At 74.3% G+C, this 23,304-nt stretch carries 21 protein-coding genes; 2 read left to right on the forward strand and 19 right to left on the reverse strand.

Annotated elements, in window-relative coordinates; genetic code table 11:
- Window positions 1–63: 63 nt before the first annotated feature.
- The 19 genes from pyrF to ACUW6W_RS04875 form a co-directional block, all read right to left on the reverse strand.
- Window positions 64–951, reverse strand: a complete 888-nt coding sequence (gene pyrF, locus ACUW6W_RS04785; RefSeq protein ID WP_454179874.1) for an orotidine-5'-phosphate decarboxylase — start codon at window positions 949–951, stop codon at window positions 64–66.
- The gene (carB, locus tag ACUW6W_RS04790) at window positions 948–4,253 is read right to left on the reverse strand and encodes a carbamoyl-phosphate synthase large subunit (protein WP_454179875.1); all 3,306 of its coding nucleotides are present in this window, start codon (window positions 4,251–4,253) and stop codon (window positions 948–950) included. The genes pyrF and carB overlap by 4 nt, the downstream gene beginning before the upstream one ends.
- A gap of 3 nt (window positions 4,254–4,256) precedes the next feature.
- Window positions 4,257–5,441: a glutamine-hydrolyzing carbamoyl-phosphate synthase small subunit gene (gene carA, locus ACUW6W_RS04795; RefSeq protein ID WP_454179876.1), complete on the reverse strand. Its 1,185-nt coding sequence runs from the start codon at window positions 5,439–5,441 to the stop codon at window positions 4,257–4,259.
- The gene (locus ACUW6W_RS04800; RefSeq protein ID WP_036380937.1) at window positions 5,438–6,064 is read right to left on the reverse strand and encodes a PH-like domain-containing protein; all 627 of its coding nucleotides are present in this window, start codon (window positions 6,062–6,064) and stop codon (window positions 5,438–5,440) included. The genes carA and ACUW6W_RS04800 overlap by 4 nt, the downstream gene beginning before the upstream one ends.
- Entirely contained in the window at window positions 6,061–7,440 is a 1,380-nt protein-coding gene (locus ACUW6W_RS04805; RefSeq protein WP_454179877.1) for a dihydroorotase, read from the reverse strand. Before ACUW6W_RS04805 ends, ACUW6W_RS04800 begins: the two co-directional genes overlap by 4 nt.
- Complete coding sequence (locus ACUW6W_RS04810; RefSeq protein ID WP_036313715.1) at window positions 7,437–8,420, reverse strand: aspartate carbamoyltransferase catalytic subunit; 984 nt, start codon at window positions 8,418–8,420, stop codon at window positions 7,437–7,439. The genes ACUW6W_RS04805 and ACUW6W_RS04810 overlap by 4 nt, the downstream gene beginning before the upstream one ends.
- A gap of 3 nt (window positions 8,421–8,423) precedes the next feature.
- A complete protein-coding gene (gene pyrR / locus ACUW6W_RS04815; protein WP_002857026.1) occupies window positions 8,424–9,032 on the reverse strand; it encodes a bifunctional pyr operon transcriptional regulator/uracil phosphoribosyltransferase PyrR in 609 nt (202 codons plus the stop codon).
- A 169-nt stretch (window positions 9,033–9,201) separates the two neighbouring features.
- Window positions 9,202–9,654 (reverse strand): transcription antitermination factor NusB, encoded by a 453-nt coding sequence (nusB, locus tag ACUW6W_RS04820; protein WP_049159157.1) that lies wholly within the window; start codon window positions 9,652–9,654, stop codon window positions 9,202–9,204.
- On the reverse strand, window positions 9,647–10,210 hold the full coding sequence (efp, locus tag ACUW6W_RS04825; RefSeq protein ID WP_002857030.1) for an elongation factor P: 564 nt from the start codon (window positions 10,208–10,210) through the stop codon (window positions 9,647–9,649). Before efp ends, nusB begins: the two co-directional genes overlap by 8 nt.
- A 118-nt stretch (window positions 10,211–10,328) precedes the next feature.
- Complete coding sequence (aroB, locus tag ACUW6W_RS04830) at window positions 10,329–11,498, reverse strand: 3-dehydroquinate synthase (protein ID WP_041103694.1); 1,170 nt, start codon at window positions 11,496–11,498, stop codon at window positions 10,329–10,331.
- Window positions 11,495–12,106, reverse strand: coding sequence for a shikimate kinase (locus tag ACUW6W_RS04835; protein ID WP_240968317.1), 612 nt, complete (start codon window positions 12,104–12,106; stop codon window positions 11,495–11,497). Before ACUW6W_RS04835 ends, aroB begins: the two co-directional genes overlap by 4 nt.
- An 89-nt stretch (window positions 12,107–12,195) precedes the next feature.
- Complete coding sequence (aroC, locus tag ACUW6W_RS04840; RefSeq protein WP_041103692.1) at window positions 12,196–13,431, reverse strand: chorismate synthase; 1,236 nt, start codon at window positions 13,429–13,431, stop codon at window positions 12,196–12,198.
- Window positions 13,432–13,510: 79 nt separating this feature from the next.
- Window positions 13,511–14,434: a shikimate dehydrogenase family protein gene (locus ACUW6W_RS04845; RefSeq protein WP_063188948.1), complete on the reverse strand. Its 924-nt coding sequence runs from the start codon at window positions 14,432–14,434 to the stop codon at window positions 13,511–13,513.
- Window positions 14,434–15,702, reverse strand: a complete 1,269-nt coding sequence (gene mltG / locus ACUW6W_RS04850) for an endolytic transglycosylase MltG (RefSeq protein WP_063188937.1) — start codon at window positions 15,700–15,702, stop codon at window positions 14,434–14,436. Before mltG ends, ACUW6W_RS04845 begins: the two co-directional genes overlap by 1 nt.
- On the reverse strand, window positions 15,699–16,268 hold the full coding sequence (gene ruvX / locus ACUW6W_RS04855) for a Holliday junction resolvase RuvX (protein WP_041103686.1): 570 nt from the start codon (window positions 16,266–16,268) through the stop codon (window positions 15,699–15,701). Before ruvX ends, mltG begins: the two co-directional genes overlap by 4 nt.
- Entirely contained in the window at window positions 16,228–18,939 is a 2,712-nt protein-coding gene (alaS, locus tag ACUW6W_RS04860) for an alanine--tRNA ligase (RefSeq protein ID WP_152743867.1), read from the reverse strand. Before alaS ends, ruvX begins: the two co-directional genes overlap by 41 nt.
- The gene (locus ACUW6W_RS04865; RefSeq protein WP_036336611.1) at window positions 18,936–19,325 is read right to left on the reverse strand and encodes a hypothetical protein; all 390 of its coding nucleotides are present in this window, start codon (window positions 19,323–19,325) and stop codon (window positions 18,936–18,938) included. The genes alaS and ACUW6W_RS04865 overlap by 4 nt, the downstream gene beginning before the upstream one ends.
- A 171-nt stretch (window positions 19,326–19,496) precedes the next feature.
- Window positions 19,497–20,123 (reverse strand): 30S ribosomal protein S4, encoded by a 627-nt coding sequence (gene rpsD, locus ACUW6W_RS04870; protein ID WP_020621561.1) that lies wholly within the window; start codon window positions 20,121–20,123, stop codon window positions 19,497–19,499.
- Between the two features lie 303 nt (window positions 20,124–20,426).
- Entirely contained in the window at window positions 20,427–21,824 is a 1,398-nt protein-coding gene (locus ACUW6W_RS04875) for a replication-associated recombination protein A (RefSeq protein ID WP_036336613.1), read from the reverse strand.
- 52 nt (window positions 21,825–21,876) lie between these two features.
- On the opposite strand from ACUW6W_RS04875, the gene ACUW6W_RS04880 reads away from it, so the two are divergent.
- Window positions 21,877–22,467 carry a DUF1697 domain-containing protein gene (locus ACUW6W_RS04880; protein ID WP_036336615.1) on the forward strand — a complete coding sequence of 197 codons (591 nt, stop codon included), beginning with the start codon at window positions 21,877–21,879 and terminating at the stop codon, window positions 22,465–22,467.
- A 280-nt stretch (window positions 22,468–22,747) separates the two neighbouring features.
- Entirely contained in the window at window positions 22,748–23,200 is a 453-nt protein-coding gene (gene dtd, locus ACUW6W_RS04885) for a D-aminoacyl-tRNA deacylase (RefSeq protein WP_036336617.1), read from the forward strand.
- Window positions 23,201–23,304: the final 104 nt, after the last annotated feature.

A 23,304-nucleotide genomic window follows, 5' to 3' on the forward strand; every position in this document is an offset into this window, starting at 1 on the left:
CGATCGACAGGGAAAATACCATCCCGTGCAGAAGGCACGCAGCGCGCCGGGAGGACGCGGGCGTCACCGCAGAGCGGCGCGATTCTCCTCGATCGTGTCCACCAGCGAGGTCACCGAGGGACCCGCGCTCAGGATGCCGCGGGACGAGGTCGCCAAGACCTGCGCCCAGGCCGTGCCGAAGTCGGACCGCATGCCCGGGGCCGTGGCGCCCTGGGCACCGAACCCGGGGGCCAGCAGGGGCCCGCCGAGGGCCGGCAGGTCCAGGCCGAGGCGGTCCGCCTCCGCGGCCACCGTGGCGCCCAGGACGAGTCCCACCGGCCCCCACGCGTCGTCGCCGCGCAGGGCCGCGTTCTCAGCGGCCGCAGCCGCGGCGATGCGCCGGGCCACCGATCCCTCGGCCGACCCCTCGCCCACGTGCTGGACCTCGCGGCCCTCCGGATTGGAGGTGAGCGCGAGGACGAACACGCCGCGGCCGGCCTCGTGGGCGGCGCGGATGGTCGGCACGAGGGTGCCGAAACCCAGGTACGGGCTGAGCGTCACCGCGTCCGCGGCCAGGGGCGAGGCGTCGGAGGTCCACGCGGCGGCGTAGCCGTCCATGGTGGAGCCGATGTCACCGCGCTTGGCGTCCGCGATCGTGAGCACGCCGGCGTCCCGGGCGGCCGCGAGCAGCCGCTCCAGGGCCGCCAGGCCGGCCGATCCGTGGCGCTCGTACAGCGCCACCTGGGGCTTGATCGCCGCCACGCGGGGCCCCTCGGGACCCACCGCCGCCTCGAGGGCGGTCAGGGAGAACGCCTCGAGGCCCGCCGGGGTGTCGCTCAGGCCCCACTGCCGCAGCAGGCCCGGATGGGGGTCCACGCCGAGGCACAGCGGACCGGCCGTCTCCATGGCGTGCGCCAGCCGCCGCCCGAAGGGGGCGCGGGGCCCCGCGCCGCCCGTCGCCGTCGTGGTCACGCCGCGGCCTCCGGCCCGGCGACGGCCTGCTGCAGGCGCGCGTCGTGCTCCTGCAGTGAGGTGACGGACCACTCGTAGGACCGCATGGCCTCGATGGCCTGCAGGCACGCCCCGAACTCGGCCGTGGTCGTGATCACCGGCACGCCGAGCGAGGTCGCGGCCGCGCGGATCTCGTAGCCGTCCGTGCGGGCGTCGCCGCCGGAGGGCGTGTTCAGCACGAGATCGACGGTGCCGGCGTGCAGCTGCTCCAGCACGGTGCCCGCGCCGTCCTCGTGCCCGGCGTCGGCGATCTTCGCCACGACCTCCGCGGGGATGCCGTTGCGCCGCAGCACCTCGGCGGTGCCGCCGGTGGAGACCAACTGGAAGCCGAGGTCGACGAGGCGCTTGGCCTGGCCCACGAGGGTGCGCTTGTCCCGGTTCGCGACCGACACGAACACGCGCCCCGAGGTGGGCAGCGGGCCGCCGGCGGCGGACTGGGACTTGGCGAACGCGGTGTCGAAGTGCTTGTCGATGCCCATGACCTCGCCCGTCGAGCGCATCTCCGGGCCCAGCAGCGAGTCCACCACGCGGCCCTCTGCGGTGCGGAAGCGGGTGAACGGCAGCACCGCCTCCTTGACCGCCACAGGCGCGCCGATCGGCAGGGTGCCGCCGTCGTACGCCGTGGGCAGCATGCCGGCCGCGCGCAGATCGGCGATGCTCTCGCCGACGCCGATCCGCGCGGCCGCCTTGGCCAGCTGGACGCCCGTGGCCTTCGAGACGAACGGCACGGTCCGCGAGGCGCGCGGGTTCGCCTCGATCACGTACAGCACGTCCGAGGCGAGCGCGAACTGGATGTTGATCAGGCCGCGCACCCCGACGCCGGCCGCGATGCGCTCGGTGGCGCGGTGCACGCGCTCGAGCACGTCCGGGCCCAGGGTGACGGGGGGCAGCACGCACGCGGAGTCACCCGAGTGGATGCCCGCCTCCTCGATGTGCTCCATGACGCCGCCGAGGTACAGCTCGGTGCCGTCGTAGAGGGCGTCGACGTCGATCTCGATCGCGTCCTCGAGGAACCGGTCCACGAGCATCGGCTGGTCGGGGGTGATCTCCGTGGCGTGCTCCACGTAGTGGGCCAGCGCCTCCTCGGAGTACACGATCTCCATGCCGCGGCCGCCGAGCACGTAGGAGGGGCGCACGAGCACGGGGTAGCCGATCTCGTCCGCCACGCGTTTGGCGTCGTCGAAGGAGACCGCCGTGCCGTTCTTCGGCGCCACCAGGCCCGCGCGCTCGAGCACGAGCGCGAACTCGCCGCGGTGCTCGGCCAGGTCGATGGCCGCGGGCGAGGTGCCCAGGATCGGCACGCCGGCGTCGGCGAGCTGCTGGGCCAGCTTGAGCGGGGTCTGGCCGCCGAGCTGCACGAAGACGCCGCGCACGCCGCCGGAGGCCTCCTCGGCCGCGATGACCTCCAGGACGTCCTCGAGCGTGAGCGGCTCGAAGTAGAGGCGGTCGGAGATGTCGTAGTCCGTGGACACGGTCTCCGGGTTGCAGTTGACCATCACGGTCTCGTAGCCGGCCTCGCGCAGCGCCATGGTGGCGTGCACGCACGAGTAGTCGAACTCGATGCCCTGGCCGATCCGGTTCGGGCCCGAGCCGAGGATGATCACCGACTCGCCCTCGTGCGGGGCGACCTCGGTCTCGAGGTCGTAGCTGGAGTACCGGTACGGGGTGAAGGCCTCGAACTCGGCGGCACAGGTGTCCACGGTCTTGTAGACGGGGCGCACGCCCAGGGCGTGACGCACGCCGCGCACCACCGCCGCGTCCATGTGCCGCAGCGAGCCGATCTGGGCGTCGGAGAACCCGTGCCGCTTGGCGCGGCGCAGCAGGGCCTCGTCGAGGACCTCGGCGTCGCGGATCTCGTCCGCGACCTCGTTGATGAGCACGAACTGGTCCAGGAACCACGGGTCGATCGCGGTGGCCTCGAAGGCCTCCTCGATCGTGGCGCCGGCGTAGAGCGCCTGCTGGGTCTGGGAGAGCCGGTCCGTGGTGGCCGTGCGCGCCGCCGCGAGCAGGGCCTGCGCGTCGGCGTCCTGCGGGAACGCGAGCTCCGAGCCCTTCTGCTCGAGCGAGCGCAGCGCCTTCTGCAGGGCCTCCGTGAAGTTGCGGCCGATGGCCATGGCCTCGCCGACCGACTTCATGGTGGTGGTCAGCGTGGGGTCCGCCGCCGGGAACTTCTCGAACGCGAAGCGCGGGACCTTCACGACCACGTAGTCCAGGACCGGCTCGAAGGACGCCGGGGTCTTCTGGGTGATGTCGTTGGGGATCTCGTCCATCGTGTAGCCCAGGGCCAGCTTGGTGGCGATCTTGGCGATCGCGAAGCCGGTGGCCTTCGAGGCCAGCGCCGAGGAGCGGGACACCCGCGGGTTCATCTCGATCACGACGACGCGGCCGTCCACGGGGTTCACCGCGAACTGGATGTTGCAGCCGCCGGTGTCCACGCCGACCTCGCGGATGACGTTGATCGAGATGTCCCGCAGCTTCTGGTACTCGCGGTCCGTCAGCGTCATGGCCGGGGCCACGGTGATGGAGTCTCCGGTGTGCACGCCCACGGGGTCCACGTTCTCGATGGAGCAGACGACGACGACGTTGTCGTTCTTGTCCCGCATCATCTCCAGCTCGTACTCCTTCCAGCCGAGGATGGACTCCTCGAGCAGGACCTCGGAGGTCGGGCTGTACTGCAGGCCGGCGCCGCAGATGCGGTACAGGTCGGCCTCGTCGTAGGCCATGCCGGAGCCGAGGCCGCCCATCGTGAACGAGGGGCGCACCACCACGGGGTACTTCAGGTCCTCGACGGCGGCCAGGGCCTCCTCCATCGTGTGCACGATGTGGGACCGGGCGGACTCGCCGCCGGCGCGCTCCACGACGCCCTTGAACAGCTCGCGGTTCTCGCCGAGCTCGATGGCCTCGATGTTCGCGCCGATCAGCTCGACGCCGAAGCGCTCGAGCACCCCGTCCTTGTCGAGGGCGATGGCGGTGTTCAGCGCCGTCTGGCCGCCCAGGGTGGGCAGCAGGGCGTCCGGGCGCTCCTTCTCGATGATCTTGGCGACCACGGCCGGGGTGATGGGCTCGACGTAGGTGGCGTCGGCCAGCTCCGGGTCGGTCATGATCGTGGCCGGGTTGGAGTTGACGAGGACGACGCGGACGCCCTCCTCCTTGAGGACGCGGATGGCCTGGGTGCCGGAGTAGTCGAACTCGGCGGCCTGGCCGATCACGATGGGGCCGGAGCCGATGACCAGGACGGACTTCAGGTCGGTGCGCTTGGGCATGGATCAGGCTCCTTCGGTGGCGGGGGTGGTGGCGGTGCGGTGCTCGGTGAGCAGCTGCACGAAGCGGTCGAACAGGTCGAGGGTGTCGTTGGGACCGGCCGCGGACTCCGGGTGGAACTGCACGGAGAAGGCGGGCCGGTCGAGCAGGCGCAGGCCCTCGACCACCTGGTCGTTCAGGGACCAGTGGGAGACCTCGACGCGGCCGAAGCGTGACTCCGGCGCCTCGATCGGCTCGCCGAGGGGGGCGTCCACGGCGAAGCCGTGGTTCTGGGAGGTGATGGCCACGCGGCCCGTGGCCCTGTCCAGCACCGGCTGGTTCGGGCCGCGGTGGCCGAACTTCAGCTTGTAGGTGTCGAAGCCGAGCGCGCGGCCGAAGATCTGGTTGCCGAAGCAGATGCCGAAGAACGGCAGGCCGGCGTCGAGGACCTCGCGCAGCAGCTCCACCTGGGCGTCCGCGGTGGCCGGGTCGCCGGGACCGTTGGACAGGAAGACGCCGTCCGGGTCCACGGCGCGGATGCCGGCCAGGTCCGTGCCCGCGGGCAGCACGTGCACGCGGATGCCGCGGGAGGCCAGGTGCCGCGGCGTGGCGGCCTTGATGCCGAGGTCGAGGGCGGCGATCTCGGCGATCGGCTCGCCCTCCCACCCGTGCGCGGCCGGCTCGATGACGTACGGCTCCTCCGTGGTGACGGACTCGGCGAGGCGGGCGCCGGCCATCGACGCCTGGGCGCGCACCTCCGCCAGCAGCTCGGCCTCCGGGCGGGCGGCGTGCTCGCCGGAGAACACGCCGGCGCGCATCGAGCCCTCGGTGCGCAGGCGGCGGGTGATGGCCCGGGTGTCGACCTCGCGGATCCCGACGACGCCGAACGCCTCGAGCTCCTCGTCGAGGCTGCGCTCGGCGCGCCAGTTGGACGGACGCCGGGCCGCGTCGCGGACCACGTAGCCGGCGGCGAAGATCGCCCGCGACTCGCGGTCGGCGTCGTTGACCCCGGTGTTGCCGATGTGCGGGGAGGTCTGCACGATGATCTGCCCCGCGTAGGACGGGTCGGTGAGGGTCTCCTGGTAGCCGGTCATGCCCGTGGTGAACACGGCCTCGCCCAGGGTGCGGCCGCGGGCGCCGTAGGCCCGGCCGCGGTGGACGGTGCCGTCCTCGAGGACGAGCAGGGCCAGGTCGTCGGTGGGGGTGCTCATCGGGGGTCTCCTTCTCCTGCGCGGCCGGCCGGGTCGGCCGGGGCGGGGTCGATGATGGTCTGCAGGGCGGCGAGGAGCCGGTCGCGGTCCTCGGGGCGGTCGGGGCGGAAGGCGGAGGTGAGTTCGACGTCGCCGAGGCGCCAGCCCCAGGCGACGAGCCCGCCCGGCTCGACGAACTTGCCGGCGATCCCGGCGGACAGGCCGGCCTCGACGAGGTCGTCCGCGGGGATGAACAGGTTGGCGGCCCCGGGGCGGAGCACGAGCAGGCCGCGGTGGGCGCCGGCGTCGTGGACCTCGAGGACCGCGCGCGAGCGCAGGCCCAGGCCGTGCACCGCCACGCGGTCCAGCCGGTCCTCGCCGCGCACCGTGCCCACGTGCATGCCCTCCGCGGACAGCGTCGGCTCGGCGTCGTAGAGGGCCGTCGGCACGGGGGCCGGGGCCGGGATCCCGGCCTGCGCCCGGCGGCGTGCCCGCCACCCGAGGGCCAGCAGGCCGAGCAGCACGAGGACGACGGCCAGGGTGCCCAGGGTCACCGGCAGCCACACGTCCGCGTAGTCCTTCGTCGGGGTCCGCGGCGGGACGGGTCGGGCCGCCAGGGCGGCGGCCAGAGGGGTGATGCTCACGCGCGCTCCCCCGTCTCCGTCAGGGCCGGGTGGCGGTACGGCCGGGCGGGGGCGCCGTCGGCGACGACGCGGGCGCCGCGATAGACCGTGTGGCGCACCGCGCCCGGCAGCTCCATGCCCCGGTAGGGGCTGTTGCGGGACTTGGTCACGTGCTGCTCGGGGTCCACCGTGCGGCGGGCCTGCGGGTCCACGAGCACGAGGTTGGCCACGGCGCCGACGCGTGGGACACCGCGCTCGTCGGCCTGGCCCTGGTCGGTCAGGCCGGCGATCCGGGCCGGCGCCGTGGACATCACGCGGGCGACGCCGGCCCAGTCCATCAGGCCGGTGTCCACCATCGCCTGCTGCACCACGGACAGGGCGGTCTCGAGGCCCGTCATGCCCATCGCCGCGACCGTCCACTCGCACTGCTTGGTCTCGGCGGTGTGCGGGGCGTGGTCGGTGCCCACGGTGTCGATGGTGCCGTCGGTCAGGCCGGCGCGCAGGGCCAGGACGTCGGACTCGCGGCGCAGCGGCGGGTTGACCTTGAACACGGGGTCGTAGGAGCGGACGAGCTCCTCGGTGAGTAGCAGGTGGTGCGGGGTGACCTCGGCGGTCACGGCCACGCCCTGGGCCTTGGCCCAGCGGATCAGCTCGACGGAGCCGGCCGTGGAGACGTGGCACACGTGCAGGCGGGAGTCCACGTGCTGGGCCAGCAGCACGTCACGGGCGATGATGGCCTCCTCCGCCACGGCGGGCCAGCCGGCCAGGCCGAGGACGCCGGAGAGCTCGGACTCGTTCATCTGGGCGCCGGCGGTGAGGTTCGGCTCCTGCGCGTGCTGGGCCACGAAGCCGCCGAAGGACTTCACGTACTCGAGCGCCCGGCGCATCAGCACGGCGTCGTGGACGCACATGCCGTCGTCCGAGAACATGCGCACGCGGGCCTGCGAGTCGGCCATCGCGCCGAGGTCGGCCAGGGCCTCGCCGGCCAGGCCCACGGTCACCGCGCCCACGGGGTGCACATCGCACCAGCCCGCGTCCCGGCCCAGCCGCCACACCTGCTCCACCACGCCCGCGGTGTCCGCCGTCGGCGTCGAGTTGGCCATCGCGTGGACGGAGGTGAAGCCGCCCATCGCGGCGGCGCGGGTGCCGGTCTCGACCGTCTCCGCGTCCTCCTTGCCGGGCTGGCGCAGATGGGTGTGCAGGTCGACGAGCCCGGGCAGCAGCACCAGGCCGGCGCAGTCGACCTCCTCGGGGGTCGGGTCGAGGCCGGCGGCGTGGGCCGCGGCGTCCGGGCCGAGGGCGGCGATCCGGCCCTCGGCGACGAGCACGTCGGCGGTCTCGCCCGTGGTCAGGCGCGCGCTGCGCAGCAGCAGGGGGGCGGGGCTGGGGGCGCTCACGGGCGGACCTCCTGGTCGTGGTTGAGGACGAGGTGCAGGACCGCCATGCGGACGGACACGCCGTTGGCGACCTGCTCGAGGGCGGTGTTGCGGGGCGAGTCCGCCGCCGCCGGGCTGATCTCCAGGCCGCGGTTCATCGGGCCGGGGTGCATGACCACGGGCTCGTCGAGCAGGGCGCCGCGGCCGGCGGTGAGGCGGGCGAAGCGGTCATCGGTCAGCCCCCAGGTCCGGGTGTACTCCCCCGCGGACGGGAAGAAGGCGCCGCCCATCCGCTCGGCCTGGACGCGGAGCATCATGACGGCGTCGGGGCCGGCGTCGAGGGCCTCGTCGAGCGAGTAGGTGACCTGGCACGGCCACGCGGCCACGCCCACGGGCAGCAGGGTGGGCGGGGCGGCCAGGGTGACCTGTGCGCCCAGCGTGCTGAGCAGCCACACGTTGGACCGGGCCACGCGCGAGTGCAGGATGTCGCCCACGATCACCACGCGCATGCCGGTCAGGTCCCGGCCGACCAGGTCCTCTCCCGTCGCCGCGGCGAGGCGCCGGCGCAGGGTGAAGGCGTCCAGGAGGGCCTGGGTGGGGTGCTCGTGGGTGCCGTCGCCGGCGTTCACGACGGCGGAGCGCACCCAGCCGGAGTCGGCCAGCTGGCGGGCCGCGCCGGAGGACCAGTGGCGCATCACGATGGCGTCCGCGCCGATGGCCTCGAGCGTCTGGACGGTGTCCTTGAGCGACTCCCCCTTGGAGACGGACGATCCCTTCGCGGAGAAGTTGATCACGTCCGCGGACAGCCGCTTGGCGGCGGCCTCGAAGGAGATGCGGGTGCGGGTGGAGTCCTCGAGGAAGAGGTTCACCACGGTGCGGCCGCGCAGGGCGGGCAGCTTCTTGACCTCGCGCTGGTTGACGGCGGCCATCTCCTCGGCGGTGTCGAGGACGGCGAGGGCGTCGGCGCGGGAGAGGTCGGCGGTGGACAGCAGGTGGCGCACGGCTCAGCCCTCCCGGGTCGCGACACGGTCGACGATGCTCACGGCGTCCTCGGTGACCTCGCCGGTGCCCTCGGGGCCGTCGACCTCCATGAGCCGGACCTGGACGCGCTCGGCGGTGGAGGTCGGCAGGTTCTTGCCCACGAAGTCGGCCCGGACGGGGAGCTCCCGGTGCCCGCGGTCCACGAGGACGGCCAGGCGCACGGCGGCGGGGCGGCCCAGGTCGGCGATCGCGTCGAGGGCGGCCCGGACGGTGCGGCCGGAGAAGAGGACGTCGTCCACGAGCACGACGACGGCGCCGTCGAGGGGGACCTCGGGCAGGCGGGTGGGCATCGGGGTGCGGGCCGTGCCGCGGCGGAGGTCGTCCCGGTAGAGCGTCACGTCCACCTCGCCGACGGCGGCGGTGGGGTCGAAGGCCGGTTCGATGCGGGCCAGCAGGTCGCCGAGTCGCCGGGCCAGGGGGGCCCCGCGGCGCGGGATCCCCATCAGCACGAGACCCTCGGCGCCCTTGTTGGACTCGAGGATCTCGTGGGCGATCCGGGTCAGCGCCCGGTCGATCTCGGACGCGGACAGCACGGTCCGGGCAGCACGAGGTGCGGCGGGATCAGTTCCCATGCCGGCGCCTCCTTCCCCGCCTCACAGGACGGCTCTTAAAGGATGCGTGGTTCGTCCCCGGGCGCCGCTGTGGCCCCGTGCGGGACGTCGTCGACTCTACCAGCGAGGCCCGCCCCGCGGCGCGGATGACGCGGTGCGGGACGGGCCTCGTGACGGAGCCCTCGGGGGCTCAGGCGAGCAGTGTCGGCTTGACCTGCTGCAGGCGGCCGAGCAGACCGTTGACGAACTCGGGCGAGTCGTCCGTGGACAGCTGGGCGGCCAGGGCGACGGCCTCCGAGATGGCGACGGCGTCCGGCACATCGTCCTGGAACAGCAGCTCCCAGGCCCCCACGCGCAGGATCGCCCGGTCGACGGCGGGCATCCGGTCCAGGGACCAGCCCCGGGAGTAGGAGCTCAGGGCCTCGTCGAGCCGCTCCTGGTCCGCGATGACGCCCTCCACGAGCCGCTGGGTGTAGGCGTTCACCTGCAGGTCGGTGCTCTCGCGGCGGGTGCGGATGCCCTCCAGCGCGGTGGAGCCGCGCTGCTCGGCCTCGAACAGGATCTCCACCGCACGCTGCCGGGAGCGGCTGCGCGCCGTGGTCCCCCGCTTGGCAGCGGAGCCGGCGGAGGCCCGCTCAGTCATTGACGCGGCCGAGGTAGTCGCCGGTGCGGGTGTCGACCTTGACGCGGGTGCCCTGCTCCACGAAGAGCGGCACCTGGATCTCGGCGCCGGTCTCCACGGTGGCGGGCTTGGTGCCGGCGGACGAGCGGTCCCCCTGCAGGCCCGGCTCGGTGTAGGTGATCTCCAGGACCACGGACGCCGGCATCTCGAGGTACAGCGGCGTGCCCTCGTGCAGGGCGATGACCACCTGGGTGTTCTCGAGCATGTACTTCGCGGCGTCGCCGACCACGGCCCCGGGAACGGTGATCTGGTCGTAGTCCTTGACGTCCATGAACACGTAGTCCGCGCCGTCCTGGTAGAGGTACTGGTAGTCGGAGCGGTCCACGGTGGCGAACTCGACCTTGGCGCCGGCGTTGAAGGTCTTGTCCACGACCTTGCCCGTGGTGATGTTCTTCATCTTGGTGCGGACGAACGCGCCGCCCTTGCCCGGCTTGACGTGCTGGAACTCGGTGACGTTCCAGAGCTGGCCCTCCAGCTTCAGGACGGCGCCGTTCTTGATGTCGTTGCTCGTTGCCACGTGTGTGCTCCCGATCGGTCTCGCGGACCGTCACGGGTCCGCCTGCAGTGGGTGGGGTCTTGGATGTGCGCGGGCCAGTCTACGGGAGGCCCCGCGCGGGGCCGGGGTCAGCGGCGGCTCACTCCGCGATCTCCTGGTACGCCGCGAAGAGCAGGGACGCGTCCGGGATGTCCACGGTGGTGGGCTGCGCGAGCCCGTCCAGCAGGACGAAGCGCAGCTGGTCGCCGCGGTTCTTCTTGTCCCGGCGGATGCCCTCGAGCAGGGTCTGCCACCGGTCCCCGCGGTAGGAGACGGGCAGGCCCAGGGCTGTCAGCACCGACCAGTGCCGGTCCGCGGTGGCGTCGTCGAGCCGGCCGAGGGATCGGGCCAGCTCGGCCGCGAAGACCAGGCCCACGGACACCGCGGCGCCGTGGCGCCACTGGTAGCGCTCGGCGAGCTCGATCGCGTGCCCCATCGTGTGGCCGTAGTTCAGTGCCTCGCGGGCGCCCGACTCGCGGGGGTCGCGGGAGACGACGTCCGCCTTGACCCGGATCGAGCGCTCGATCAGCTCGCGCAGCCGCGGGGAGTGCGGGTTCTGGGCCTGGGCCGGGTCCTCCTCGATGAGGTCGAGGATCGCGGGGTCGGCGATGAAGCCGCACTTCACGACCTCGGCCAGGCCGGAGATCAGCTCGTTGGCCGGCAGGGTGAGCAGCGTGTCCAGGTCGGCCAGCACGCCGGCCGGATTGTGGAACGCCCCCACCAGGTTCTTGCCCTCGGCGGTGTTGATGCCGGTCTTGCCGCCCACCGCCGCGTCCACCATGCCCAGCAGGGTGGTGGGCATGTGCACGACGCGGATGCCGCGCAGCCACGTGGCCGCCACGAAGCCGGCCAGGTCGGACACGGCGCCGCCGCCCACGGAGACGATCGCGTCCGACCGGGTGAAGTCGTTCTGGCCGAGCACCTGCCAGCAGAACCCGGCCACCTGCAGGTGCTTGCCCTCCTCGGCGTCCGGGATCTCGGCGGTCAGTGCGGTCAGGCCCACGGCCTCGAGGTCGTTCTTGACGACGTCGCCGGTGGCCCGGAGGGCGCGCGGATGGATGACCAGCACGCGTCGGACGGTCGGGCCGAGCAGGTCCGGCAGGCGCGCGAGCAGGCCCCGGCCCACCACCACGTCGTAGCCGCCGTGCACGGCCGCCTCGTGGCCGCCGGCCACGGGGATGACCGTCACGTCCTCGGGTGCGGCCGGAGCGGCCGCGGGCGCCGCCCCCGGTGTCTCCTGCTCGGTGATGTCCGGCTCACGGTCGGTCATGGGTGTGACTCACTCCTTCGGGGGCGGTGGGCGTCCCCCACGATACGCCAGGCCGCTTCGGCGGCCGTCAGGCCTGTGGTGTCGAGCACGAGGTCGGCGACCTCGCGGTACAGCCCCTCGCGTTCGGCGAGGATGCGCCGCCAGGTCCCGGCGGGGTCGCCGGCCAGGACGGGGCGGCCCGCGCCGCCGCCCACGCGGCGCAGCGCCTCCTCCTCTCCGACCGCGAGGTAGACGACGTCGGAGTCCGGCCCGGCCAGCGCGCGGCGGGTGCCCGGATGCAGGACGGCGCCGCCGCCGCACGAGAGGACGCACGGGGTGGGTCGGCCGAGCACATGGCCGATGACGCGCGCCTCCTCCGCCCGGAACGCGGCCTCGCCGTGCTCGGCGAAGAACTCCGGGATCGGGCCGTGGACCTGGGTGAACAGCTCGTCGGAGTCCACGAAGGGCAGCCCGGTCACGGCGGCCAGGGCCCGGCCGACCGTCGTCTTCCCGGCCCCCATCGGGCCGACGAGGACGACCCGGCGGGCCGGGCGCGCGGCCGGGTCCTCGTCGGCCGCGGCGGCCACCGTGGCCGCGGCCGTCAGGCGCGCCTCGAGGGCACCGGTCATGCCCTCCCACGGGCACACGGTGACGGGGCCGGGGACGGGACGCGTGCTCGGGTCCGGTCCCGGGGCCGGCGCGGTCCCGGGGGTGTCGGTCACGGCAGGGGGTCGCCCATCGGGCCGTCCGCCACGACGTCGGCGGCCGGCTCCGGCAGGGCGGGGACCGCGGCCTGGAACGCCTCGAGGTTGCGGCGCGTCTCGGCCACGGAGTCGCCGCCGAACTTCTCGAGCATCGCGTCGGCCAGGACGAGGGCGACCATGGCCTCGGCGACGATGCCCGCGGCGGGCACGGCCGCCACGTCGGAGCGCTGATGGTGGGCCGTGGTCTCCGCGCCCGTGGCGACGTCGACCGTGGGCAGCGCGCGCGGCACCGTGGCGATCGGCTTCATCGCGGCGCTCACGCGCAGCAGCTCGCCCGTCGACATGCCGGCCTCGATGCCGCCGGCCCGGTCGCTCGTGCGCCGGGGGCGGCCGTCCGCGCCGCGGGCGATCCCGTCGTGGGCGGCGGAGCCGCGTCGGGCGGCCGTGGCGAACCCGTCGCCGACCTGCACGCCCTTGATCGCCTGGATGCCCATGAGCGCCCCGGCCAGCCGCGCGTCGAGGCGGCGGTCCCAGTGCACGTGGGAGCCCAGGCCGATCGGCACGCCGTACGCCAGCACCTCCACGACGCCGCCGAGGGTCTCCCCGGCGCGGTGGGCGTCGTCGACCTCGGCGACCATCGCCGCCGAGGTCTGCGGGTCGAGGCAGCGGACCGGGTCGGCGTCGAGGCGGGCCTCGTCCTCGGGGACGGGGAACGGGTGGCCCTCCGGCAGGGCGGCCTCCCCGAAGGCCACGGTGTGGGAGACGATCCGCACGCCGAGCTCGCCGAGGAAGGCGCGGGCGACGGTGCCCAGGGCCACACGGGCGGCGGTCTCACGGGCGGAGGCGCGCTCGAGGAGGGGACGGGCCTCGTCGAAGCCGTACTTCTGCATGCCGGTCAGGTCGGCGTGGCCGGGCCGCGGGCGGGTGAGCGCCGCGTTGCGGGCCAGACCGTCGAGCTCCTCCGCGGGGACGGGATCGGCGGCCATCACCTTCTCCCACTTGGGCCATTCCGTGTTGCCCACCTGGATCGCCACGGGCGAGCCGAGGGTGCGGCCGTGGCGGACGCCGCCGAGGATCGTCACCGCGTCCTGCTCGAACTTCATGCGCGCGCCGCGCCCGTACCCCAGGCGGCGGCGCGCGAGCGCGTCCTGCACGTCCTGCGTCGTGACCGGGATCCCGGCCGGCAGTCCCTCAACGATTCCTGTGAGCGCGGGGCCGTGAGACTCCCCCGCTGTCAACCAGCGCACCATGGCGTGCAGTCTCTCACGCACGGGGCACCGCGCCGCCGCGTGTGACCGGACGGGACGCGCCGGATGCGGCGTCCGGCGCTCAGCCGGCGGCCGGCCCCAGGGCGTCCGCCGCGGCGCGCGTCACCGCCGCCCAGTCCGGCTCGGGCATCCCGGCCGCGGCGCGGGGCCGGGCCGTGAACAGCCGCACCTGCTCGACGCCCTGGTGCAGCAGCATGGACAGCCCGGACGCCACCGGACCGCCCTCCCGGGACCAGGCGGCCGCCAGCACGGAGGGCCACGGGTCGTAGGCCGCGTCCAGCAGGGGCGGCAGGGCGGCGTCGGCCGGCACGTGCGCGGCCAGGGCGTCCGCGGCGCGCGGCGGCAGGGTGGCGACGACGGCACGCAGCCCCGGCGCCCGCCGGAGCAGATCCGCCTGGGTCAGGGTCGCCCAGCGCAGCCCCAGCGCGTCGGCCAGGGCCGTCACCTCGGCGGCGCGGGCGGCGTCGCGGACGCCGAAGAGCACCGCGTTCGCGCCGAGCGTGGCGGCGGCGAGGACGGCCGCCGTCGCGGTCCCCCCGTTCCCGAGGACGCCGACGGTCCCGCCCCGGGCGGCACGGTCGAGGCCGGCCGCGGCGAGGGCGCCGAGGATGCCGTCCACGTCCGTGTTCTCGGCGTGGACGACCCCGGGGGCGGCGGGATGGTCGCGCACGAGGGTGTTCGCGGTGCCCAGGAGCCGGACGCGGTCGCTGACGTGCCCGGCGGCGGCGACGACCGCCCGCTTCAGCGGCATGGTGACGGAGCAGCCGAGCCAGTCCTGCCCGCGGGCCGCGGCCGCGCCGCCGTCGGCCGCGCCCGGGGCGCCGAGGTGCTCGGCCGCGAAGGCCAGCACCTCGTCCTCGCCCAGGTCACGGCGGCCGTAGTCGACGTCGAGGCCGAGGACCCGGTAGGCGGCCGCGTGCAGCACCGGGGAGAGCGAGTGGGCGATCGGCCGGCCCAGGACCGCCGCGCGCAGCACGGGGCGCATCAGCACACCCCCGGATTGGACGCGCAGTAGCGCTGCAGGGTGCGCACGTGCTGCTGGTGCTCCTCATAGGTGCGGGAGAACTCGGTGTGGCCGGTGCCGATGTCCGTGGTCACCCAGTAGTAGGCGTCCGTCTCGGCCGGGTCGAGGGCGGCCTCGACGGCCGCGTCGGAGGGCATGCCGATCGGACCCGGCGGCAGGCCCGGGTGCACGTACGTGTTGTAGGGGTTCGAGGCGTCCTGCCGCTGGCCCGAGGTGAAGCTGAGGCTGCGCACTCCGAGGCCGTACGTGACGGTGGCGTCGATCTGCAGGAGCCCGTGCGTCTCGGTGTTGTCCGGGGCGAGGCGGTTCTCGATGGCGCCGGCGACCTGCTGGTAGTCCTGGGGCAGGGCCTCCGCCTCGAGGATGGAGGCGATCGTGAGCACGCGCTGCTGCTCGGCCGGGTCGCGGACGTCGAGGGCCTCGAGCTCGGCGAGGGTGGGCCGGACCAGGGCGTCGAGCACCTGCCCGGCGGTGGCGTCGACGGGGAGGCGGTACTCCCCGGCGTCGAGCCAGCCCTCGAGCGTGCCCGCCTCCCCGGGGACGCCGTAGCGGGTCGGGTCCTGGGCGGCGGCCTCGAGCTCCTCGCGGGGCAGCCCCGTGGCCTCGGCGACGGCGTCCAGCACCTCGGTGAGTCGCCGCCCGCGCTCCACGAGCACGTAGTGCACGGCCCCGTCCGTGGCACCCTGGAGCACCGCGAGGGCCTCGGCCGCGGGCATCCGCTCGCGCAGCACGAAGTCCCCCGAACGGACGAGACCGCTGCCCGTGTCCCTGGCGGCGCGCTCGAAAGCACGGGCTGAGCCCACGATGCCGGCCCGGTCCAGGCGGGCCGCCACGGAGCCCAGGTCCTCGCCCGGCTCCACCGAGAACGTCACCTCGTCGCCCTCGACGGCCGTGTGGTCGGGGCCGCTCAGGAAGCCGCGCACGATCAGCCCGACCACGACGGCGAACGCCACCAGCACCGTGCCCAGCACCAGCGCGGTCCGCCGCCGGCCGGCGCCGCGGTCGACCCGCGAGGCCGGGTGGGACCCGGTGCCCCGGCGGCGCAGGAACGTGCGGGGCCGGCGTGGGCCGGCCGCGCCGACCGGCTGGGACGGGGCGCCGACGTCGGCCTCGTCCGCCTCCTCGTGGGCGAAGCCGAACACGTCGAGGTCGTCGTGGACGTCGGCCTCGTCGTCGAGCAGATCGTCCCAGTGGTCCTCACGCCGAGCGTGCTGGTGGTCGCCGGTCACCGGATCGGCTCCCGGTCCTGGCCGGCCCAGCGCCCGGTGCGGCGCTGCTCGTCCACGGCGGCCTGCAGGATCGCGACGGCGGCCGCCTGGTCGATCACGCCGCGGCTGTCCTTGACGGACCGGCCCGCGGCCCGCAGTCCGGCCTGCGCGGAGACCGTGCTGAGCCGCTCGTCGACGAGCCGGACCGGCACAGGGTGGCCCGCCTCGGCCAGGGCGGCGGCGACGGCGTCCGCGTAGTCGAGGGCGTCCTGCGTGGACGGCGTGTGCTCGCCCCGTAGATTCACCGGCAGGCCGACGTACACGGCGACGACGTCGAGCTCGCGTGCGTGGGCGACGAGCTCGTCCACGTCACGACGTCGACGCGCATCCCGCCGCAGGGTGGCCACGGGGGTGGCGATCAGGCCGTCGGGGTCGGCCGACGCGACGCCCACGCGGGCACGGCCGACGTCGACGCCGAGGGTGCGCCCCCGGCGCACGGCGTCGGTTGCCGCGTTGGCCCCGTCCTGACCTGCGCTCACGTCCGCCTCAGGCCGCGCGCACCGCGGCGACGACGGCGTCGAGCGCATCCCCGACGCGCGTGACGTCCTGGCCGCCGCCCTGGGCGACGTCGTCCTTGCCTCCGCCCCCGCCGCCGAGCACGCCGGTGGCGGTCTTGACCATGGCGCCCGCCTTGAGGCCGGCCGCGCGGGCGGCCTCGTTGGTCGCCACGACCACGAGGGGCCGGCCCTTGGCCTCGGCCGTGAGGGCCACGAGCACGGGGGTGCCCGCCGCGTTGCCGCCGGCCGACTCGATCCGGGCGCGCAGGTCCAGCGCGAGGGAACGCAGCTGGTCCCCGGCCACGTCGCCGACGTGGTGCGCCAGCACCCGCACCGCCGTCCCGGCGGAGGTCGTGACGTCCTGGGCCTGCCCGGCGAGCTGGCCGGCCTGGGTCTGCAGCGCCTGGGCCCGCAGCTCCGCGACCTGCTTCTCGGCCGCCTTGAGCCGGTCCAGGGTGGAGCCGATGCGGTCCTTGAGCTCCTCGGCCGGGGCCTTGAACATCTCCGAGAGCTCGGAGACAAGGGTGCGCTCCGCGGCGAGGTGGCGGAACGAGTCCAGGCCGACGAGGGCCTCGACGCGCCGGTTGCCCGAGCCCACGGACTGTTCGCCGAGCAGGGTCAGCGAGCCGATCTGCGCGGTGCGGCCCACGTGGGTGCCGCCGCACAGCTCGCGGGACCAGGCGCCGTCGATCTCCACGACGCGCACCCGGTCGCCGTACTTCTCGCCGAACAGGCTCATCGCGCCGAGTGCGCGCGCCTCCTCGAGGCTCATCTCCTGGGTGAGCACGGTGTGGTCGTCGCGGATGGCGATGTTCACCACGTCCTCGACCTCGGAGCGGGCCCCGGCCGAGAGCGACTCGGCCCAGCGGAAGTCGAAGCGCAGGTAGCCCTCCTTGTTGAAGGAGCCGGACTGGGTGGCCTCGGGGCCGAGGACCTGGTGCAGCGCGGCGTGCACCAGGTGGGTGCCGGAGTGGGCCTTCTCGCCGTCGAGGCGGCGCTGCAGGTCGATCGCGCCGAGGGCCTGCGCGCCGGCGGCGACCTCGCCGTCGAGGACCTTGACCCTGTGCACGGACAGCCCCCTCACGGGGGCCTGCACGTCGAGCACCTCGAGGCGGAAGCCGTCGCCGGTGATCAGGCCGGTGTCCGCGGCCTGGCCGCCGGACTCCGCGTAGAACGGCGTGGCGTCCAGGACGAGCTCGAGCTCCGTGCCGGCGCCCGCGGACGGGACCTCCTCGCCGTTCTGCAGCAGGCCGCGCACCACCGACTCGGTGGTGTGCTCGGTGTAGCCGGTGAAGTGGGTCTGGCCTTCGGCGCGCAGGCGCTGGTACACGGCCGTGTCCGTGTGGCCGGACTTCTTGGCCTTGGCGTCCGCGCGGGCGCGGTCGCGCTGCTCGGCCATGAGGGCGCGGAACCCGGCCTCGTCCACGGCGACGCCGGCCTCCTCCGCGATCTCCAGCGTCAGCTCGATCGGGAAGCCGTAGGTGTCGTGCAGCTCGAACGCGTCCGGGCCGGCGATGCCGCCGCCCGCCGAGCGGGCCTGGCCCACCGCGGCGTCGAGGCGGGCCGTGCCCGCGGCGATGGTCCGCAGGAACGCCTTCTCCTCGGCGTAGGCGATCCGGGCGATGCGCTCGAACTCGTCCGCGACGACCGGGTAGGTGCCCTTCATCGCGTCCCGGGAGACCGGCAGCAGCTCGGGGAACACGGGCTCGGTGACGCCCATCAGGCGCAGGGCGCGGACGACGCGGCGGATGAGGCGGCGCAGCACGTAGCCGCGGCCCTCGTTGCCGGGACGCACGCCGTCGCTGATCAGCATCAGGGCCGAGCGCACATGGTCGGCCACCATGCGCAGGCGGACGTCGTCGTCGTAGTGCGGGTCGGCCGGGTCCTCGGTGGAGGTGTAGGAGCGACCGGCCAGCTGCGCGGCGCGGTCGAGCACGGGGCGGACCTGGTCCGTCTCGTACATGTTCTCCACACCCTGGAGGATCATGGCGAGCCGCTCGAGGCCGAGACCGGTGTCGATGTTCTTGTGCTCGAGCTCGCCGGCGACGTCGAAGTCGTCCTTCGAGCGCACCGCGGAGAGGCGGTACTGCATGAACACGAGGTTCCAGATCTCGATGTAGCGGGTGTCGTCCGCGGCCGGGCCGCCGTCGACGCCGTACGCGGGGCCGCGGTCGTAGAAGATCTCCGAGCAGGGGCCGCCCGGGCCGGGCTGGCCGGTGTGCCAGTAGTTGTCCTCCTTGCCCATGCGCTGGATGCGCTCGGGACGGACGCCCACGTCCTCGCGCCAGATGCGCTCGGCCTCGTCGTCCTCGCGGTACACGGTGACCCAGAGGCGCTCGGGGTCCAGGCCGAAGCCGCCGTCCTCGACCGAGGACGTCAGCAGCTCCCAGGCCATCGGGATGGCCGTCTCCTTGAAGTAGTCGCCGAAGGAGAAGTTGCCGCACATCTGGAAGAAGGTGCCGTGGCGGACGGTCTTGCCGACCTCCTCGATGTCCGCGGTGCGGATGCACTTCTGCACCGAGACGACGCGCGGGCTCGGCGGGGTCTGCTCCCCCAGGAAGTACGGGATGAACGGGACCATGCCGGCCACCGTGAACAGCAGCGACGGATCCGGCGAGACGAGCGACGCCGACGGCACCACGCGGTGCCCCCTGGACTCGAAGAAGGCGGTCCAGCGGCGGGCGATCTCCTGGGACTTCATGCGGGGGTGTCCTTCTGCGTGGTGGTGGTCTGGGGGCGGGCGGCGCCGTGCGACGGCGGCTCCACGGTCTCCCCGGAGATGATCGGCCCCGTGTGGGGCAGGTAGGGCGCGGCCCAGGGGGCCTCGGCGCGGACGCGCTCGGCCAGGCGCCGGGCACCGTCCTGCAGGGCGGCCGCCGCGGCGTCGGCGGCGGCCTCACCGGCCTGGCGGGCCAGACGCTCCGGGTCCAGGCGGGCGGAGAACCCCGCACGCCCCCCAGCGGAGCCGGGGCCCGACGTCGGCGCGTCGGCCCCGTCCGCGGCCGGGTGGGCACGGTCACCGAGGGCGCGGTGTGCGAACCAGCCGGATGCGGCGCCGGCGCCGACGAGCAGCAGCGAGCGGAGCATGGCGGGGGCCTCCTTCGGACGGCAGGGATTCCGGCCCCACCTTACCGGGCGCGGCGCCGATCCCCGGCGGTGGGCCCGGGGGACGCCGCAGGCCCGGCCACCTCCGAGAGGTGACCGGGCCTGCGGGACGCGCGGGGCGCCGTCGTCCGGGACGGAACCGGACGCGGCGGATCAGCGCGCGTAGTACTCGACCACGAGCTGCTCCTCGCAGGTCACGGGGACCTCGGAGCGCTTCGGGCGACGGGTGAGGGTGGCGCGCAGCTTGTCGATCTCCACGGTCAGGTAGCCCGGGGTGGCGGGCAGGACCTGCTGGTGGGCGCCGGCGGCGGCCAGCTGGAAGGGGACCATCTTCTCCGAGCGCTCGTGCACGTGGATCATCTGGCCCTCCTTCACGCGGAACGAGGGGACGTCCACGCGCTTGCCGTCCACCAGGATGTGGCGGTGCACGACGAGCTGGCGGGCCTGCTGGATGGTGCGGGCGAAGCCGGCGCGCAGCACGAGGGCGTCGAGGCGCTGCTCGAGGAGCTCGACCAGGTTCTCACCGGTCAGGCCGGCGGTGCGCTTGGCCTCCTCGAAGTAGCGGCGCATCTGGGCCTCGCGGATGTTGTACTGGGCGCGCAGACGCTGCTTCTCCTTGAGGCGCACCGCGTAGTCCGAGTCCTGCTTGCGGCGGGCGCGGCCGTGCTGGCCGGGGCCGTACGGACGACGCTCCATGTACTTCTCGGCCTTGGGGGTCAGCGCGATGCCCAGGGCGCGGGAGTGCCGCACGGTGCGGCGGGTGCGAAGGTTGCCACTCATGGTGGACCTGCCTTTCCTTGACGTGCGGCACGGTTCGGGTTTGTCTCGAGGTCTCGTCCGGGCGCCGGGGCGTACGGGTCAAGGGGACTCGAACCTGGCCTCCCCGCGATCCTGAGGAGAGCTGAGGGGCGTGCCGCCGCCCGTCATCCACTGATGCGCTGCGCGTCCCTCGCCCGGGCACGCGGGTGTCCCGTGGACCGTTCGAGGGGGATGCGTCCGGGGCGCAGCGCCTGCCAGACAGCGGACCACTCTACCAGAACCGGGTCGGCGCCCACGCTCTGGCGGGCGGGAGGGCGCCCGCCGTCATTCACCGCGGACGATCCGGCGCAGCGCGGCCACCTGCTCGGCGAGCCGCTTCTCGTGGCCGATGGGCTTGGGCCGGTAGTAGTCCTTCCCCACCAGCGGGTCCGGAGCGTACTGCTGACGCGCCACGGCGTGCGGCTCGTCATGGCTGTAGACGTAGCCCTGGCCGTGGCCGAGGGCTGCCGCACCGGGGTAGTGCGCGTCCCGCAGGTGCGCGGGCACCGCGCCCGTGTGGCCGGCCCGCACGTCCGCGATCGCCTCGTTCACGGCGGTGTAGCTCGCATTGGACTTCGGCGCGGTGGCCAGATGCGTCACGGCCTGCGCCAGGATGATGCGTCCCTCCGGCATGCCGATCAGCTGCACGGCCTGGGCGGTGGCCACGGCGGTCTGCAGCGCGGTCGGGTCGGCCATGCCCACGTCCTCGGACGCGGAGATGATCAGCCGCCGGGCGATGAACCGGGGGTCCTCCCCCGCCTCCAGCATCCGGGCGAGGTAGTGCATCGACGCGTCCACGTCCGATCCGCGGATGGACTTGATGAAGGCGCTGATCACGTCGTAGTGCTGGTCGCCGTCCTTGTCGTAGCGCTGGACGTGGTGGTCCATCGCCTGCGCGGCATCCTCCTCCGTGACCGCGACGGCGCCCTCCCCCGCCCGGCCGGCCTCCCGCGCCTTGTCCAGGGCGACGCCGGCCGCGGCCTCCAGCACCGTGAGCGCCCGCCGCGCGTCGCCGCCGGCCATCCGCACCAGGTAGTCCCGCGCGTCGTCCTCGAGCACCACGGCCCCGTTGAGCCCGCGCTCCTGGGTCACGGCACGGTCCAGCAGCCCGACGATGTCGTCGTCCGTGAGCGGACGCAGCGTGAGCAGCAGCGACCGGGAGAGCAGGGGTGCGATCACCGAGAAGGACGGGTTCTCCGTGGTCGCCGCCACGAGCACGACCCAGCGGTTCTCGACGCCCGGCAGCAGCGCGTCCTGCTGCGCCTTGGAGAAGCGGTGGATCTCATCGAGGAACAGGACGGTCGTGCGGCCGTAGAGGTCGCGTTCGCGCTGGGCCTGCTCCATCACCTGCCGCACGTCCTTCACGCCGGCCGTGATGGCGGACAGCTCCGTGAACGTGCGCCCGGGGGCGCGGGCGATCACGTGGGCCAGCGTCGTCTTCCCGATGCCCGGCGGCCCGTACAGGATGACCGAGCTCGGTCCCGCGGCGGAGTCCGGATCGGGCTCGGCGAGCTTGCGCAGCGGGGAGCCCGGCCGCATGAGGTGCCGCTGACCCAGCACCTCATCCAGCGTGCGCGGGCGCATGCGCACGGCCAGCGGTGCGCCGGGGTGCGGGGCGGCCACGGTGCCGGCCGGGCCGTCGTCGTCGGCCCCGGTGTGCGCGGCGCTGAAGAGGTCGTCCATCGGGTCCAGGGTAGTCCTCGGCCCGCGGGCGCGTGGGTGGCATCATGGCCGCATGAGCCCCGCCGCCCCGCGCGCCGACCACACCCACGTCCTGCTGCTGCGCGGGATCAACGTGGGCCGGAGCAACCGTGTCGGCAAGGACACGCTGATCCGCTGGGCCCAGGCCGCCGGCGGGGAGGCGGTCACGACCCACCTGGCCAGCGGCAACGTCCTGTTCCGGGCGTCCTCCGACGCGGCCGCGGAGGGCGTGCGGCAGGGGTTCGCGCGGCGGGCGCGTGAGGAGGGCGGCCTCGACGTCCCCGTGGTCCTCGTGGACGTGGGCACGCTCCGGCGCGCTCTGGAGCTGCACGACGCGCTCCCCTGGGCCGGCGGCGAGCCGAAACGCACCCAGCTCACCGTGCTCGAGGACGACCCCGCACCCGAGGCGGCCGCCGCCCTGGCCGCGCTCGACCACGGGGACGGCCGACCCGCGGGGCCGGATCGCACGGCCCTGGAGGGACGGCTGCTGTGGATGCGCTGCGCCACGGGGATCGCCGACTCCCCGCTCACCCCGGCCCGCCTCGACCGGGCGCTGGGGGTGCGCGGCACGGCCCGGAACCTCACGACGGTGCGGGTGCTCGCGGGGCTGCCGGTCAGGGACTGACCTCGGCGGACGGCACGCGGGGCGTCCGGCGCCGTCGACACCCGCGGGACACCGCGCGCTGGCCGACGGCTTCTCCGTCCACCCTGAGGGCACGTTCTCCGTGGTCGCCGTGACCTGGACCTCTGCGCTGCGGGCCTGACGTTCGTGCCGGCTGACGGGTCCCCCTCCGGCTCAGCCCCGGTGATCGTGGCCAACGAGGTCTCCGGTCCGGCCACCGTGTACGAGGTGAGCCCCGTCCGCGGGCGCGGAGCCCCGGGCGCGCCGATGGCAGGATGGCGGCATGCGTGCCGTTTGCCAGAGAGCCCAGTCCGCGTCCGTGACCGTCGACGGGAAGGTCGTCGGCTCGTTCGAGGGCGAGGGGCTGGTGATCCTGCTCGGCGTGAGCGTCGACGACACCGAGGCCGAGGCCGTGCAGCTGGCGGCGAAGATCGCCGGGCTGCGGATGCTCGACGGCGAGGTCTCACTCGTCGACGCCGGCGCGCCCGCCCTCGTGGTCAGCCAGTTCACCCTCTACGGGGACGTCCGCAAGGGACGTCGCCCGTCGTGGACCCGCTCCGCCAAGGGCGAGCAGGCGCAGCCGCTGTACGAGCGGTTCATGGCCGAGCTGGAGTCCTCGGGCGTGCGCGTGGAGCGCGGGGTGTTCGGCGCGATGATGGACGTCTCCCTCACCAACTCCGGGCCGTTCACGCTGATCGTGGACTCAGACGAGCTGTCCGGGCCACGGCGCGGCTGAAGCCTGCTCGCAGCACGCCGTCCGTCCTGGATCTGTTGCGGAGACGACCCTTCCGGCTCCTCAGACGAGGCCCGGAAGGGTCGTTTCCGCAGCTGATTCCCCGC

This window comes from Micrococcus sp. 093350064-1, from assembly GCF_053627955.1.

Bases quoted from the DNA above. Each gene is read 5' to 3' on its own strand.
- aroB (WP_041103694.1), bottom strand. From the start codon at position 11,498: ATGACCGACCGTGAGCCGGACATCACCGAGCAGGAGACACCGGGGGCG.
- ACUW6W_RS04845 (WP_063188948.1), bottom strand. From the start codon at position 14,434: ATGCGCCCCGTGCTGCGCGCGGCGGTCCTGGGCCGGCCGATCGCCCAC.
- ACUW6W_RS04835 (WP_240968317.1), bottom strand. From the start codon at position 12,106: ATGACCGGTGCCCTCGAGGCGCGCCTGACGGCCGCGGCCACGGTGGCC.
- carA (WP_454179876.1), bottom strand. From the start codon at position 5,441: ATGAGCACCCCCACCGACGACCTGGCCCTGCTCGTCCTCGAGGACGGC.
- carB (WP_454179875.1), bottom strand. From the start codon at position 4,253: ATGCCCAAGCGCACCGACCTGAAGTCCGTCCTGGTCATCGGCTCCGGC.
- alaS (WP_152743867.1), bottom strand. From the start codon at position 18,939: ATGAAGTCCCAGGAGATCGCCCGCCGCTGGACCGCCTTCTTCGAGTCC.
- nusB (WP_049159157.1), bottom strand. From the start codon at position 9,654: ATGACTGAGCGGGCCTCCGCCGGCTCCGCTGCCAAGCGGGGGACCACG.
- dtd (WP_036336617.1), top strand. From the start codon at position 22,748: ATGCGTGCCGTTTGCCAGAGAGCCCAGTCCGCGTCCGTGACCGTCGAC.
- ACUW6W_RS04865 (WP_036336611.1), bottom strand. From the start codon at position 19,325: ATGCTCCGCTCGCTGCTGCTCGTCGGCGCCGGCGCCGCATCCGGCTGG.
- ruvX (WP_041103686.1), bottom strand. From the start codon at position 16,268: ATGCGCTCGACGCCGTCGTCGCCGCGGTGCGCGCGGCCTGAGGCGGAC.
- rpsD (WP_020621561.1), bottom strand. From the start codon at position 20,123: ATGAGTGGCAACCTTCGCACCCGCCGCACCGTGCGGCACTCCCGCGCC.
- aroC (WP_041103692.1), bottom strand. From the start codon at position 13,431: ATGGTGCGCTGGTTGACAGCGGGGGAGTCTCACGGCCCCGCGCTCACA.
- pyrR (WP_002857026.1), bottom strand. From the start codon at position 9,032: ATGGGAACTGATCCCGCCGCACCTCGTGCTGCCCGGACCGTGCTGTCC.
- ACUW6W_RS04875 (WP_036336613.1), bottom strand. From the start codon at position 21,824: ATGGACGACCTCTTCAGCGCCGCGCACACCGGGGCCGACGACGACGGC.
- ACUW6W_RS04880 (WP_036336615.1), top strand. From the start codon at position 21,877: ATGAGCCCCGCCGCCCCGCGCGCCGACCACACCCACGTCCTGCTGCTG.